Origin of the sequence: Salinarchaeum sp. Harcht-Bsk1 (assembly GCF_000403645.1) — an archaeon.
Lineage (GTDB): Archaea > Halobacteriota > Halobacteria > Halobacteriales > Salinarchaeaceae > Salinarchaeum.
In genome coordinates, this window is record NC_021313.1 from 2949380 (window position 1) to 2963243 (window position 13864).

The following is a 13864-nucleotide window of genomic DNA, read 5'->3' on the forward strand; positions in this document are numbered from 1 at the left end:
CGGCCTCAGGCTGCCGTCGCGTCCTGCGCCTTCTCCGCTTCGGCCTGCACGAGATACTCGCGGTCGTCCACGTACTCGCTTGCGGTGTCGAGGGCGTCCTCGGTCCCGATCTGGACGAGCGCCCACGCGGCGGAGGCGCGAACGGAGCCGGATTCCTCTTCGTCGGCGAGGACGTCACCGAGCGGATCGATCGCGCGGGTGTCGCCGATCAGGCCCAGTGCGCGAGCAGCAGCAGAGCGAACCTCGGCGTCGTCGGAGACGAGCTGGTCCGCGAGGGGCTGGACGGCGTCCTCGCTACCGATCTTGCCGAGTGCCTGGAAGGTAACCTTCTGGAGGCCGACGTCGGCGTCGACGTAGTCGAGCAGCGTCTCGACGGGCTCCTCGCTGCCGATGGTGCCGAGCACGCGGATCGCCTGCTTGTCGCGCTTGCCGGCACGGGCGAGCATCTCGTCGAGGGCCTCCTCCGGGCCCATCCGCTCGAGGGCCTCCATGCAGTGTTCCTCCATGAAGTCCGAGTCGAAAGTATCGAGCGCGAGGAGGATCGGCTCGGCTTCGCCGCGCTTCTCGTAGACTTTGAGCGCGCCCCACTCGGGCGGGAAGTCCTTGCGGTGGTCGAGGACGTCGTAGTAGCCCTGGGCGTCGAGTTGCTGGCGAACGGTGAGGTCGTCCCACTCCTCGGCGTCGTCGAGGTCCTCGGCGAGCGCGTCGGTGGCCTCGACGAGGCCGGCGATCGTCTCGGCGTCGTCGTCGGGATCGAGGTCGGCCTCCTCGACGTCCGTCGCGACGGACTGGAGGGCCTCGACGGCGGCTTCCGGGTCGTCGCCGTGGAGCGTCGGCGTGTCGACGTACTCGCTGACGGCGTCGAGATAGGACCCGACGGCGTCGGCGACCTGCTGCTCGCCGGTCTCGGTCCACTCGCCAGACTCGACGGTCTCGACTGCGGCTTCGAGATCGGCGACGACGTCCGCAGCGTAGGGACCACGGGCATCCTCGAGGTCTCCAGCCACCGACTCGATGTCGTCGGTTAGCTCCTCTTCGGGGGGCGTCTCGTCTTCGTCCTCGGGTTCGGGGAGGTCGGCCTCCTCGACGTCGGCCTCGAGAGACTCGATCTGGGACTCGACCTCGTCGAGGTCGTCTTCCGTTTCCGCCGCCTCGAGCTCCGCCTCGATCGCCTCGAGTCGCTCGCGCAACGACTCCACGGTGGGCTCCTCGTCGCTCATTGTCTGTGTGTCTCGCCGGATTCCTTCTAAGCGTTTCGTTCGCGTGGTTTCGGGCTCCTGGGGCGATCGATCGCGATCGTCTCAGGATTCCTCGCTCGGGATCGGGAGGGGAAACGATTCGCGCCAGTAGAGCCACGGCCCGAAGACGAGGTAGCCGAGTCCGAGGAAGAGCAGGGCCCAGGGGAACGCACGCTGGAGTGCAAGCGGGACGAGCACCGCCAGCGCGTGGACCACGCCCATCACGAGCGCGTCGCGTGCCAGGAGATCGGGATAGCGGAGCGGCGAGAGCATGAGGTAGACGAAGGCTGCAGTGATGACGAGCAGGATGTCGGGCCGGGTGATTCCGGTGAGCACTGCGGCGCCGATGAGCGTCGCTGCGAGCGTGGTCTGGACGCCCTCGGTGTACTCTTCGTCTGTATCGTAGGCCGTGTACAGCGCAAGGCGCGTGATCGCGGCCCCGACGAACAGTGCTGGCAACAGGAAGGCAACGACGGCCCGGGGTTCCGCGCTCTCGAGCGGGGCGATTCCCCACTCCTCTGCGGCGACGGCGTAGACGAGCACTGCCGGTGCGATCGCGAAGGAGACGACGTCCGCGAGCGAGTCGAGGTACGGCCCGACGGCCGTTCCGCCACGCCACCGGGCGACGACGCCGTCGAGTCCGTCGAGGATCGCTGCGAGCAGCAGTAACCGTGCGGCAGTCCACGTGTCCGTCGTGGCGACGACGATCGCCAGAAAGCCGAGGATCGCGTTCGCCACGGTGACGGCGTCTGCGAGTCCCGTCCGACCGACGAACCGCGGGCGCATACCGAATCGGTACTCGGGGGTCACCTTACCCCTTTTCGTTCGTGAGGGCGGTCGCTGGCCGGTCGTCGCCCACCATACTGTGGGGATCCGTCGGTCAGTATCGGACGCCCTATAATCGTTCGCCGCGAATCAGTCGTCGATGGAGCGCCGTGCGTATCTCACGGGGATGGGGAGTGCTGCAGTGGTCGGTCTGGCGGGCTGTATGGGCTTTCTCGAGGAGGACTACGACGTCGGGATGTCGCCCACGGACTTCGAACCACGCGACCTGACGGTCGACGTCGGCACGACCGTCGTCTGGAAGAACACCAGCTCTCGGGGCCACACGATCACGGCCTACGAGAACGCGATTCCGGCCGAAGCGAGCTTCTTCGCGACTGGCGAGTTCGAAAGCGAGCAGGCGGCTCGCGAGGCGTGGAACACCGGTCGCGAGAACGACGGGATCATCGGCCCCAGCGAGACCTACGAACACACCTTCGAGGTCCCGGGTCGGTACGACTACTTCTGCATCCCGCACGAGTCCGAGAGTATGGCGGGTGCGATCGTCGTCGAGGAGTAGTCGCCGTCGCGGGTGCGTTCAGACTGGCAACTGGTGATCGAGTCCGAAGGCAGCCTGGTCGTCCCAGAGCGCCCAGAGCACGGCCAGGGCAATCAAGAGATTGTACCACGGTAGACTCCCGGCCTGGAGAAGGACCCAGAGACTCAACCCGATACTGGACACGGTTACTAGCACTGTCCCATACCAGCTCCACGCCCGCACGTTCCAGAGACCGTACGCCAACGTCAGGGAAATCCCCCCGAACACGAATGTGCCGATCGCGAGGACGGTGAGTATTCCTGTTACGTTTCCAGCCACTCCGACCGCGGGTGCCGACGACGCACCGAGCAGGAGGATGCCTGTCGGGAGCGAGAGCACGCCACCGATTGCGAACAGGGCTGTGAGGAGCTTCGTTTTCGTCGGCGTTTCGTCGACCTGGTACCCGGATGCTGTCGATGTCGACATGCAGCGATTGTTCGCTGCGCTATCCGACTTGAAGCTGTGCCCTCCACCGGGCGTGAGAAGAATGCGGTCGTCCGAAAACGACTAGATCTCGACGTCTTCGTCGTCGACGTCGACGGCGGCCTCTTCCTCGGCCGCGACCTCTTCGGGGCGCGCCTCGAGGGTGGCCTTCTGGATCTCGACCCGTCGGAGCGGGTAGATCGACTTCGCCTCGCCGTAGATCGCACTGGAGAGGCGGCCCTCGACGATGGAGTCGATGAGCGCCTCGAAGGTGCGCTCCTCGCCGGCCTCTTCGATCATGTCGATCATGACGCGGCGGATCGCCTTCTCCTGGCTGGCGTCGGCCTTCTTGGTCGTGAACGCAACGGGCTGTATCTGCACGCGGTAGTCGTCCGTCGTGAGGACGGTGACGTAGGCCTCGACCTTCGAGGCACCGCGGCGCACGAGACTGCGGAGGTAGTCCCGCGTGAGCTCGTGCTCGATGAACTCGGTGTAGGCCGCGTCGCTGCCGACGTCGTTGATCTTGAACGTCAGCTTCGTGTTGTTCTCGCCGGCGTCGTCCTGCAGGTCGCCGAGCGTGGTTTCGACGGTCCGTCCGAGGACCTGATCCGGTTCGTCCGCGGGGGTCTCACCGAGCTCCGCCCGGTCGAACTGCTCGGGGGCGTGCACGGTGTACCACCGCTTCTCCTGTCGTTGTCGTGAGACTGATCGCTCGCTCATGGTGAATCTGTGTCGTGTCGTTCGTCGAGCTGTTCCGCTGTGGAGTCCGTCTGTGATTCCTCGATAGCTGCTTCGATGCCAGCTTCGTCCACTGTGGCGTGTCCTGCCGTCGTAGTCGCGACGTCCAGTGCAACGACGTAGTCGTCGATCGTCGCTTCGAGCCCGCCGGTCGTCTCCCGTTCGATCGTGGAAACGACCAGGCCGTCCTCGACGCGGGTGTCGATCTCCTCGGTGTCGTCGGGTGCGATTGCGGCGGCGACGGTCGCTGGCGAGTCGACCTCGCTGGTGATCGTCGCGCGGCGAGTCCCGATGACGGCTTCCGTGGCGTCGGTCGTCTCGGTCTGGTCGTCTCCCGTCATCATGCCTCCCTGATGGCCTCGACGAGGGCCGTTTCAGTCACGTTGGTCGGCTCGCGAACGACTGCATAGCGCGTAGTGACGTCGGCGTCGCCACCCGCCGCGTCTGCGAGTGCGCCGACCAGGTCGGGTGCGTCGCTGTCGCGGCTCGCCAGCCCGATCGCGTCGGTGCCGATCGCGAGTGCGACCGGTTCCGGCGACAGCGCATCCCGGGCGAGTGCGGCGACGATCTCGGGCGACGCGTCCTCAGCGTCGTAGACGGCGACGCCGTCGTAGCGTGCAGGATCGGCGTCGGCCAGCGCCCCGTGGGTGGCGACGCTCGCCGCGCGCCAGGACGATTCGAGGGTGTCGACCGCGAGGTCGCCGATTGCGTGGGCGACTGCGAGACCGGGTTCGACGACCGCGGTCGTCGAGAGCAGGTCCGCGTAGCCTTCCAGCGTCGGCACCGGCCCCGCCAGACGGTGGGGTCGGATGACCCGTTCGATCGAGTCGGCAGCGGCTTCGGGCGCGTCGCTTTCGGTGCCTGCCACGGCGACGAGCGAGGCGATCGACCGGCGCTGTTCGTCGGTGAGCGCTCGGTGCTCGTCGCCGGCGACAGTCTCGCGAACGTCGCCGTCGATCCCGATTCCGTCGAGTGCCGTCGCGGTCGCCTCGGTGTTGCCCGAGAACGTCGCGTGGAACGCCAGCGAGTGGGCGATCCCGTCGACGAGGTCGTCGGTGGCGATCCCGACGCCGTCTCGCCGTTCGAGGCCGTTCGCCTTGGCGCGTTCGAGCAGCGCCGGGGCCACGTCGGCCGGCAGTTCACCGGCAGCGACGACGCCAGCCAGCGCAAGTTCCGCGTCGGGTTCGACCCCGAGTTCTCTGGCGATCTCCGCGGTAGCGATCGACACCGGCCGATCCTCACCGCCGAGTGCGACGTCGGCGCCGGCGACCGGGCCGATCGCAACCGTGACTGCTTTCGGATCGCCTGCGTCGACGCGCTCGATTCGCGCCTGCTCGGTCGCGGTCGGGGAGACCTGCACCGGGACGTCGATCTGGCGGAGTGCTCGTGCGAGCACGCTCGCCGCGGCCACGGCGTCGCCGTCACGGCGTACGACCAGCCGCGCCAGCGGTGCCTCCCGGAGCGACGCAGCAGCGTCGCTCGCGTCGGGGGCGTCCGTCGCGGCGCGACTCGTTGCGGGCATCGATGTTCGGCGTTACTCGAGGAGTTCGACGGCGTTCTCGTAGGTGTACGTGAAGTCCTCGGCGATCTCGTCGCCGCGGTAGTAGTCGACCAGGCGGCGGACCTTCGACTCCGTGTTCTGGAGGGCCCGGCGGTTCTGGTGGTCCTGGCCGTTCTCCTCCATGTGCTCGTTCAGGCGGATCGCCTGCTCGAGGAGGTGTCGGAGGTCCTCGGGGACGTCGTTCTCGACGTGATTGTTCTCCATGATCTCGGTGACCTTGGAGCCGGTCGCTGCCTTCACGTCGGGAATCGGCGTGCCCTGCACGCCCTCGTCGCGAAGCTTGAGACCGATCTGGGAAGGGTCGTACCCCTGCTCGGCCAGCTCCACGACTCGATCCTCGATCGCGTCGGCGTCGACGTCGCTCCACTCCGGAGGTTCGTCGTCCGCGGGCCGGTCGGAACCGGACGAGCCGCGGCGTCGTGAGTGCATTCGTGCCATTGTTGGATGATAGGAACGGCACAACCGCACGAAAGCCGGTTGCGGCGAGCGGCCCACCGCGTGGTGGGATTCGAGCCGCTTCCGGGCGCACTTCCGCAATCCCAAGCCGTGCGTGGCGGAGGGACGCTCCGCGAAGACACGCGGCGGCGAGTCAGACTTGCGGCCGTGCTGTTCCCAACGATCCGTACCCGTGGACCGTTCTAAAGGGTTTCTACTCGGTGACAGGGCTAATCTTCGGTGCGCACGACCTCGACGTGACCGATCTCGAACCACGTGATCTCGGCGCGCACGTCCGCGTCAGCGAGTGCCGCGGGGGACTCGTTTCGAGGGGTTTATCACCAGGCCCGGCAGTACAATTCGAGTGCGGGCTCGTAGATCAGTGGTAGATCACCCCCCTGGCACGGGGGAGGCCGCGGGTTCAAATCCCGCCGAGTCCATCGGAATTTATTCGCCGTGGCCGGGGGTCGTCTCCCCGGAGTACAACGCTTCTTAGCAGAGAAATTCGGTAAAGAGCATTCTAGCGATGCCTCCGGAGGGAGCAGAGTTCACCGCGATTCGGGGCGGGCCAAGCCGCCGTCGGGCTCCAGCGCGAGTGAACCCTCGGTCTCCGGACCGGTCTGCGAGTTCTGCGGCAACGAGATTGCTGCCGAGCTTGAGCGCTGCCCAGCTGTCGGCGATCGGAGGTGCCGGCCATGACGAACTGGCGGCAGATGCGCTCGTACCGCTGCCGGTTCTGCCGGTCCCAGTGCATCAACGAAATCGGGTCTGAAGCCGAGTCTGAGGACGCCTGCAAGCTGTGCGTGCCTCGTACGCGCCCGACCGTTCGTGAACCGGCTACCGGAGGTCGGTCACGATGATCGGCGCGGAGGAGCCCTGCTGTGGCCGTCGCGGCTGCACTAACTGCGCTGTCGCGTATATCGACCGAGACGGCACGACGGTCGTCGTCTGCGGCACTCACACAGATGACGGTGAGATAGTAGAGTATGTCTGAGGGGACCGTTACCGTCGGTCCTCGCGTCGAGTTCGCGCTTGACGGCTACGTACGCATCAGGGCCTACAGCCCGGAACTCGGCAGGGACTGCTACGTCTACGTGCAACGGCTCACCGGCTTCGCCAGTGGCGAACTCGATTCGCCCTGGATCACCGACGATCCGCGTCACGCCGATCACCGGAACGGTGAGAAGTGGGACAACCGCCCCGAGAACATTCGAGGCGAGTGGCCCGACGATCACGGCCGCCGGCATCGCCGGCAGCAGCTCGACGCCTGAAACGTGGTCGGCGAGATCGTCGACGCCGACCGGTTCGAAGGTGAGCCTGTAGCACCTGCTGACGGCCGCGGGGAGCCGGCCGACGAACCGCCTGCGGAGTGCGGTGCGGCTTGGCTCACCAATGAGATAGACTCTGTAAACCGGGCTGACGGCGGTCCTGTCGAGTTCGACGAAGACCGTGAAATGCCGGAGCCCGGCGATGTGTCCGAACGGTTCTGGAACGAGTTTCCTGAGATGGCTCGGATGCCGCTGTCCCACCAGCACGAACGCGGCCTCCGGCCCGAACTACTCGATCGGGACACGTCCGAGGAGTTCGTCGAGCCGATGGTCGAGGACTTGCCCGATGGCGCTAACCTTGACTCGCTCGACGACAAGCCCGAAGATTGGACGTCTGGGTTCGACGTCGAGCAAGAGGACGGCCGGAACCCCGTCATGTGGGGAGAGGCTGTGGTCCGGTTGCTCCAGTCACACGAGGACTGCCGGAACACGACCCTCCACTTGGAGCGGGGATACCCCGGCGACCCCGGCCACGCAACGCACGACGTTGAAGCCGATAACCGCTGGATGCCGTCGTACCAGAAGAAGAAATTCGCCGAGATGAACGGCTGGTTTCGCGAGGTTGTCGGCGTCGGTGAACGTCCCTCGGGTGAGTCTCCCGACGGGATCATGGAGCATCCGAACGTGGTGTTGCTGACTCGTTCGGCCTCCTCTCGCCCGGGCAAGTACAAGCTCGGTCCCGTTGATCACGCCGACCAGCTGCGCGATAGCTGGACGGCGGTGTACCACAAGATGCGGAATCACTTCCGCAGCCTCGGCGTCGAATGGCAGTACGACAAACGGGTCGAACCGCACCCTGGCGACGGTGAAAATCAGTGCTATCCGCACGAGCACATCGTGTTGCTGATCGACTCGCCTGATCTCCAGCTGTCGGACCTCCGCCCGATCGTCGAGGAGCACGTCGAGACGTGCGACGCAGCTGGCCCGGTCGCGCACGATCTCGACGTCGAGGACTGGGATGCGAACCGGGAAGACGTCGGGACTGCCGAGATTCGAAAGCCCGACGAGATTGACAATCTTGCTGCCTACGTCTGCGACTATGCGAGCATCGAACCCGCCGATTTGCTTGAACGCGAGTTGCCATACGTCGCGTTCGCGGCCTCGATGTGGGCGGTCAACGCTCAGACGATCTCCCGATCTGATGCCGCTTGCCGAGCGTCGACAGCCGACGCCTGTAAGCAGCGATTCGAGCATTCGCAGTGCGACCAGGACCTCGACCACGGGGAGGAGATTCGCCGGAAGGAGATACGGCAACAGCGGAAACTCGTCTGTGCGGAGTGCGGGTCACCGCACGGTATCGACCAGTCCCAAACGCTCGTCGAGGCGAAGCACGGCACGGACGATGGCCCGACGGCCGTCGCTGACGGTGGTCGGGACTGGCACGAAGAACGCGAGGATTCGCTTCGCGACCGCTGGCCGTCAGCTGACGCTGCGGTCGCCGTCGGCGAACAGCCGACGCGCACAGGTCGAGAGATTCGAAATCCCGACGACTCTGACAAAGGTAAGGCGATCACCGACCGAGACATTCGGCTGCTGGTCCGTGGTCTCGGTGAGGGCGTTCGCCGTCCGGAGTGGATGAAGGACGGTTGGATTCTCGAACATGATCCACGCTATCGCCCCGATCCCGATGACCCACTGGTCTACTCGGCGTGGTCACGGGCTCCTGATCTCAGGGACCCGCTTCCCCGCATCGTCGTCTTCCTGCAGGAGCGGTATTCTCTTCATCCGGACCGAATCGCCGAATTCGTCCACCAAGAGCGGGCTGATTACGATCCTCAGGAGGACATGGTGAGCTTCAGGCGTCCGCCAGCGTGGCGACTCGACGCGATCACTGTGCACGGCGAACGCCACTCCGTCGACGACGGTGGCGGTGGTGTGCAGCTCGTCGAGACGCGACTATCTGGCGAAGCCCTGAAGGATTGGATTCGGAGAAATACCCGAATCCTCGAGATGGCTGCGGACACCTGTGGCCAGCTGCTCTGGAAGGGTTCGCATACGCGAGTGAGCGACGTCGTCGATCGACTCGCCGAACGTGCTGGCGCGTCGGTCGACCGATGCGAGCACATCATTGAGGCGTTCGTCGATGTACCCCACCGTCCGATTCCCTGGTGGGAACCAGAGTGCTGGGGGTGCAGCGACGGCGAGTATGAGGGCGATCGAGAGACGAGTACATGGGAATGCTGGAACTGTGGTGATCAGTATCCCATCCAGTAATGATATCGATGCAACCATATTAGCTTCCAATTGAAATATCTCTGGTAACAAATAACAACATATACCCTAAAAGTTGAAATATAAATAATAGAGTTTTTATTATTCGTTTGATAGCGGCCTATTTGGTTGAAGTCTCAAAGCTCGATTACTACTTACTAATATATCTGATATAACGATTCGGTAAAGGAATTCCACTTTTTGCTTGAACTTTTCAATATCTTCCTCTTCGTCCTCGTTAATCTCTTCCCCGATGTACACCATGAGTGGTCGATTTTCACTCAGAGTGGTATATTGTGAGTCATAGGTAAATTCAGCAGGATCGGGGGAGTCGCCGAACCACTTTTGGATTACATTTAGTCCTTCGCTGCTCATGAGATACCCATTCTCGATGCCGGAGTCCAGTGGAACCCAGTGAATATTAACAACGTCCCGTCCAGATATCGCTATTTCTCCCATGTTCAGATTATAATCATTCCGTTGTCGCCACTCAAATACAGTATCGTGGAACTCGGCATCCAAAGGGAGAAACAGATGATCGGGATTTCGGACTTGGCTACACCATTCTTGAAAATTTACATGGCTCGCTTCATCGAATGAAACGGTTTCAATATCACCCCTCTCAGCACTGTCGTTCAGCTGATTTAGTATGTACTGGCGTTCTCCAAGCCTCAATCTTCGGGCAAAGCTCTGGATGACGTCAAGCGGTTGATCGGAGTTTAAGATCTCCACTGGTGTCCAACTCCTTTGTCCGATCTGGTTATATTCATGAGTTGAGTGGCCCTTCTTGCTATCTCTCGAATAATATTCCCAGTTTCCAATCGTCCCATATTTCTCTGAGAATTTTTCTTGATATAGGGTAATATCACAAACTTCCGATAGTATTGACTCTTCTGAGTATTTATAGTGGAATAGCCGTACGAAATCCTTGATTTTGTTGTAATCCAATGATTTATCCATGATTCTTACCCCCTCCACCATGTAGTACCGAGGGGATCTCCCTCATCAGCAATATCTGCCGGGGATTCTGCATCCTGTTTCGATTTAGCTTCACCTTCCAGAAGTCCCTCAACCTCTTCTTCCTTTGATAGTACTTCAGCTCGTTTTTCCCTCCTGAGAAGCTTTCTGTACTTTGAATCATGGTCGTAATCTTTATACATTAAAATTATGGCAAAAATGAAGAACACGATTCCTGCTCCAGCGAGTGCGTAGGTCCACAAATAATCCGAATGGTTCAGTTGAATCTGTGTGGAATAGTAGAATGAAGCTGCAGATATTATTAATAAGACTATAGAAGTGCGAGATTTCCTTGCTTCGTCCGCCAGTTGACCACCAGCTGCCATACTCGATGATCTTCTATATCAGCCTCAGAGCCGCGATGTATAAAAGCAATGGCGAATAGTGGGTCAATACAAATATTTCATTCAACTTTTCCTAGATTGTCTCTTTGGGAATAACTTGTATATATAACTTAGACTTCTAGTTTTTCTTTTAGTTCCCTTCCGGGCGGACAGTCTACTGTACCGAGGTCCACTCGGTGCCCCGGATGCCCGTGAGGGCGTCCGGGTTCGACCCACCAAATGGGAACCAACACCGCCCCGATCGAGGGGTACGAGACTGCGGAGGTAGAGCGCGAAGACGACGGCGACGACGTGCCGGAAATCGATCTGGCCGAAGACGGCCCGGTCGCTGGCACTGTCGTCAATATCCGGAGCGGCGAGGACGACCGCGGCCCGTGGCACCTGCTCACCGTCCTCGACGACGACCAGGGCCTCGTGAAGGTCTGGGCCAAGTGGGACGTGAAGCAGCACGTCAACAGCGGCCGCATCCGTGAGGGCACGGACGTGTGCCTCTACGTCGACGACTCGGAGGAGCGTACGCTCCCCGACTCGGACGAGTCCCAGCACCCGCACAAGGCGGCTTTCCCGGAGGCCAGTGACTGATGGCGCACGCGAACCGCTCGATGGTCGCGGCGTTCGGTCAGCTCAACGTGCTGACCACGTTGTTCATGCTGGTCTTCGCCGTGCTGACGTTCGTCGTCACCGGCCTCGCCTCTGAGGCGATCACGTTCCTCGAGGCGCACCCGGCGATCACCGTGGTCGCGTCGCTGGTCTGCCTCGTGGTGATCTTCGCGAGCAGTAACACGCGGAGTCCGGAGTACTACCACTGGGCCGAGATGGGCATCGTCTTCGCCTCGATCGGGCTGATGATCGCATCCGCGTTCCTCGCCGAGTTCGCTGCGTTCGTGGCAACCTATCAGCCCGTCACGGGTGGCATCATCTCGCTGGTCGCGCTCGTCGCGGCGGCGATCACGGGGCGATAGCGATGCTGGGAAGTCCCGACCAGCGCGCTCGTCGCTGGCTCATCGGTATCGCCTGCATGGTCTTCGCCGGCGCCGGCGTCGCGATCCTCCTGGTCGCTGTCGCTGCCGGTGGCGGTGCAGCTGCTCCAGCGGAGGAACCTCTGGTGAATGGATCGGTCAACATCACGGACGCTCCCAATCAGTCGGTGTACGTCGACGTCGAGTTCGCAGCTGATGCGAATCTCGACGCTTACCTGTTCGACCCAGCTGGGAACGAGACGGCGAACGCATCGATTTCCAGTACTACTGGATCGATCGGGAGCCACTCGTTTGTGGCGTCTCAAAACGGTACGTACCGTGTTGAGGTGTATGGCAACGCCTCGGACGTGAGTGCGATCTGGGTCGGCAACGAGTCGGACACCAGCGAGAACGCGACGTTCGTCGGCGGTGCAACCGCCGATGACGGCTCGTCGTCGAACCTCTGGATCGTCGCGGCAGGGCTTGCGTTCACGCTCATGCTCGCTGCCGTGGGCGTAGTCGCCCGGAGTCGCTGGTGACCGACCTTAGCCGGCGTGACGCTTTGCGTCTTGCTGTCGGTGGGACTGCTGTCTCTGCGACAGGCTACAGTGCAGCCCGATACGGTGCAATCGGTGATGCGCGTGCCTGCGGTGGTCTATGCATCGGCACCGCGGTCGCTATCGGAGTCGGTGCCGGCGCGATCGGCTACGCGATCGGCCAGAATTCGGTTTCGGCAAACATGAGCGCTGAGCAGCAGGAAGCCGACTGGGAGCAGTGGGTGGACTTCTACGCTGACGCTCGGCAGGCGAACGCCGACGACTCCACGCAAATCGAGCAGGCCAAGCGAGACGCCTACGGCATGAAGACCGCCGGCAGGCAGGACGGCCTGTATGCCGCCTACGAGGTGGCGATTTCGGACGGCACGCTGTCCCAAGCGAAGACGGCAGCGAAGGACGCCGCTCGCGCTCGCTACAGCGAGACGCTTCAGGGCGTCTACAACCACTGGACCAGCCGTCTGACGCAGGTGCAGGAGATGATGCAGTTGGTCAACTCCTCCGATTTCGCCACGAGCGTCAACGAGGTGGCGGAGACCTACGCGGCTGGTGGCGGGTACAGCGGTTATGACGGCCCGCACGACGCTTGGACGGCTTTTAACTCCTCGTGGGGGACTCAGAGCGGAACGACGGTTAGCTCCGACCTCATGCCCGTCATCACGTCGCTGACTAACTCGGACGTGACCCTGCCCGACGGCCAGACCGTTACCGTTCCCGGCGGTACGGAGGTGAAGACGAGCAGCTACGACAACGAGACCTCCTACTTCGGCGCTGCGCTGTCGATCGACCTCGGTGCGAACGCCGTACACAACTACCGGAACCCGCCGAACGGGAACGCCGATCAGGCATGGTTCCATACCGACGTACGGATCCGAGAACCGGACCCTACCCTCTACGACTCCGTGGATAGCTCGGAGGTGGACACCTCCGACTTCGACGGCCACAAGCCGATCATGAACACCCGCGATTTCCACGCGCTGGTGGCGGAGATCGAGCGGATGATGCAGGACACGCTGTCCACTCTCGATTCCATGGTTGAGGCGAAATTCGACGGCATGAAATCCGGAGACGTGAGTCTGCAGGACCTCGTGGGGTCGCAAGCCATGTGGGAGGCAGCACGGAACGCCGAGAACTTCCGCGAGGCCGCGCTGGCGTTCCGATCGGCCGGCTACTACACGGCCGATACGCCGACCGTCGTGGAATTCGAGCGGCAGGACGGCACCACCGTCGAAGTGGACGCTCACCTTGCAGTCGCTCGGACGACGGACCTCGATCCCCTGCCGGTCGGTTCACAGGTAGATGCGTCGAACATCGCCGGCACCGTCTACATGGCTTACAACGAGGAGGACGCCGACGGCAACGTGACCGGCGGGGCGATCACCTCGATCACCGGCGCGTTCACGATCGTCGCGGCTGAGGACGGATCCAGCGAGGTGGCGTTCACGCGCCGCGGTGTGATCGAGACCTCGATGAGTCCCACGGAGATCCGCAAGATCCTCGAAGAGAACGGAGACGCGAAGGCCGACGCTGAGGAGGCACGTCAGGATATCAACGTCGAGGGCAGTTCGCTCTTCGGCGGTGGTATCGATCTCGGCGGTGGCAATAGCCTCCTCTGGAGTCTGCTCGCTGGCCTCGGCTCACTCGGGGTGGCTGCTGTCGCCTTCGTCATCGCGTGGTTCGTCGCGAGTGACTGACC

General features: G+C 62.8%; 17 protein-coding genes and 1 tRNA gene. 9 read left to right on the forward strand and 9 right to left on the reverse strand.

Annotated elements, in window-relative coordinates:
- Nucleotides 1-5: 5 nt before the first annotated feature.
- Together L593_RS13625 and L593_RS13630 are read right to left on the reverse strand one after the other, a co-directional pair.
- The gene (locus tag L593_RS13625; protein WP_020447556.1) at nt 6-1220 is read right to left on the reverse strand and encodes a HEAT repeat domain-containing protein; all 1215 of its coding nucleotides are present in this window, start codon (nt 1218-1220) and stop codon (nt 6-8) included.
- A gap of 81 nt (nt 1221-1301) precedes the next feature.
- Nucleotides 1302-2024, reverse strand: a complete 723-nt coding sequence (locus tag L593_RS13630) for a protein sorting system archaetidylserine synthase (protein ID WP_049894170.1) — start codon at nt 2022-2024, stop codon at nt 1302-1304.
- Nucleotides 2025-2163: 139 nt separating this feature from the next.
- Here L593_RS13630 and L593_RS13635 point away from each other — a divergent pair, with 139 nt between their 5' ends.
- Nucleotides 2164-2580 (forward strand): plastocyanin/azurin family copper-binding protein, encoded by a 417-nt coding sequence (locus L593_RS13635; RefSeq protein WP_049894171.1) that lies wholly within the window; start codon nt 2164-2166, stop codon nt 2578-2580.
- An 18-nt stretch (nt 2581-2598) separates the two neighbouring features.
- Here L593_RS13635 and L593_RS13640 read toward each other — a convergent pair whose 3' ends face one another.
- From L593_RS13640 to L593_RS13660, 5 genes are all read right to left on the reverse strand, one after another.
- Nucleotides 2599-3024, reverse strand: coding sequence for a hypothetical protein (locus L593_RS13640; RefSeq protein ID WP_020447559.1), 426 nt, complete (start codon nt 3022-3024; stop codon nt 2599-2601).
- Between the two features lie 81 nt (nt 3025-3105).
- Complete coding sequence (locus tag L593_RS13645; RefSeq protein WP_020447560.1) at nt 3106-3741, reverse strand: 30S ribosomal protein S3ae; 636 nt, start codon at nt 3739-3741, stop codon at nt 3106-3108.
- Nucleotides 3738-4103 (reverse strand): KEOPS complex subunit Pcc1, encoded by a 366-nt coding sequence (locus L593_RS13650; RefSeq protein ID WP_020447561.1) that lies wholly within the window; start codon nt 4101-4103, stop codon nt 3738-3740. The genes L593_RS13645 and L593_RS13650 overlap by 4 nt, the downstream gene beginning before the upstream one ends.
- Nucleotides 4100-5281 carry a hypothetical protein gene (locus L593_RS13655; protein WP_020447562.1) on the reverse strand — a complete coding sequence of 394 codons (1182 nt, stop codon included), beginning with the start codon at nt 5279-5281 and terminating at the stop codon, nt 4100-4102. The genes L593_RS13650 and L593_RS13655 overlap by 4 nt, the downstream gene beginning before the upstream one ends.
- Before the next feature lie 12 nt (nt 5282-5293).
- Nucleotides 5294-5758, reverse strand: coding sequence for a 30S ribosomal protein S15 (locus L593_RS13660; RefSeq protein ID WP_020447563.1), 465 nt, complete (start codon nt 5756-5758; stop codon nt 5294-5296).
- A 365-nt stretch (nt 5759-6123) separates the two neighbouring features.
- Between L593_RS13660 and L593_RS13665 the strand changes: the two genes are divergently transcribed.
- The 4 genes from L593_RS13665 (at nt 6124) to L593_RS13675 (ending at nt 9297) form a co-directional block, all read left to right on the forward strand.
- Nucleotides 6124-6195, forward strand: a tRNA-Ala gene (locus tag L593_RS13665).
- Between the two features lie 416 nt (nt 6196-6611).
- Nucleotides 6612-6749 carry a hypothetical protein gene (locus tag L593_RS16110; RefSeq protein WP_187292624.1) on the forward strand — a complete coding sequence of 46 codons (138 nt, stop codon included), beginning with the start codon at nt 6612-6614 and terminating at the stop codon, nt 6747-6749.
- Nucleotides 6742-7026 (forward strand): hypothetical protein, encoded by a 285-nt coding sequence (locus L593_RS13670; RefSeq protein WP_020447564.1) that lies wholly within the window; start codon nt 6742-6744, stop codon nt 7024-7026. Before L593_RS16110 ends, L593_RS13670 begins: the two co-directional genes overlap by 8 nt.
- Before the next feature lie 243 nt (nt 7027-7269).
- On the forward strand, nt 7270-9297 hold the full coding sequence (locus tag L593_RS13675; RefSeq protein WP_187292625.1) for a hypothetical protein: 2028 nt from the start codon (nt 7270-7272) through the stop codon (nt 9295-9297).
- A 99-nt stretch (nt 9298-9396) separates the two neighbouring features.
- On the opposite strand, the gene L593_RS15745 is transcribed toward L593_RS13675, so the two are convergent.
- Both L593_RS15745 and L593_RS15750 read right to left on the reverse strand, forming a co-directional pair.
- On the reverse strand, nt 9397-10275 hold the full coding sequence (locus L593_RS15745) for a hypothetical protein (RefSeq protein WP_144060772.1): 879 nt from the start codon (nt 10273-10275) through the stop codon (nt 9397-9399).
- Nucleotides 10260-10637, reverse strand: coding sequence for a DUF3290 domain-containing protein (locus tag L593_RS15750; RefSeq protein WP_144060773.1), 378 nt, complete (start codon nt 10635-10637; stop codon nt 10260-10262). The genes L593_RS15745 and L593_RS15750 overlap by 16 nt, the downstream gene beginning before the upstream one ends.
- A 237-nt stretch (nt 10638-10874) precedes the next feature.
- Here L593_RS15750 and L593_RS13685 point away from each other — a divergent pair, with 237 nt between their 5' ends.
- The 4 genes from L593_RS13685 to L593_RS13700 all read left to right on the forward strand — a co-directional run bounded on the left by L593_RS13685 (nt 10875) and on the right by L593_RS13700 (nt 13862).
- A complete protein-coding gene (locus L593_RS13685; protein ID WP_020447567.1) occupies nt 10875-11237 on the forward strand; it encodes a hypothetical protein in 363 nt (120 codons plus the stop codon).
- Nucleotides 11237-11617 (forward strand): hypothetical protein, encoded by a 381-nt coding sequence (locus L593_RS13690; RefSeq protein WP_020447568.1) that lies wholly within the window; start codon nt 11237-11239, stop codon nt 11615-11617. Before L593_RS13685 ends, L593_RS13690 begins: the two co-directional genes overlap by 1 nt.
- Nucleotides 11618-11619: 2 nt before the next feature.
- Entirely contained in the window at nt 11620-12153 is a 534-nt protein-coding gene (locus tag L593_RS13695) for a pre-peptidase C-terminal domain-containing protein (RefSeq protein WP_049894175.1), read from the forward strand.
- A gap of 200 nt (nt 12154-12353) precedes the next feature.
- Complete coding sequence (locus tag L593_RS13700) at nt 12354-13862, forward strand: hypothetical protein (RefSeq protein WP_020447570.1); 1509 nt, start codon at nt 12354-12356, stop codon at nt 13860-13862.
- Nucleotides 13863-13864 lie beyond the last annotated feature (2 nt).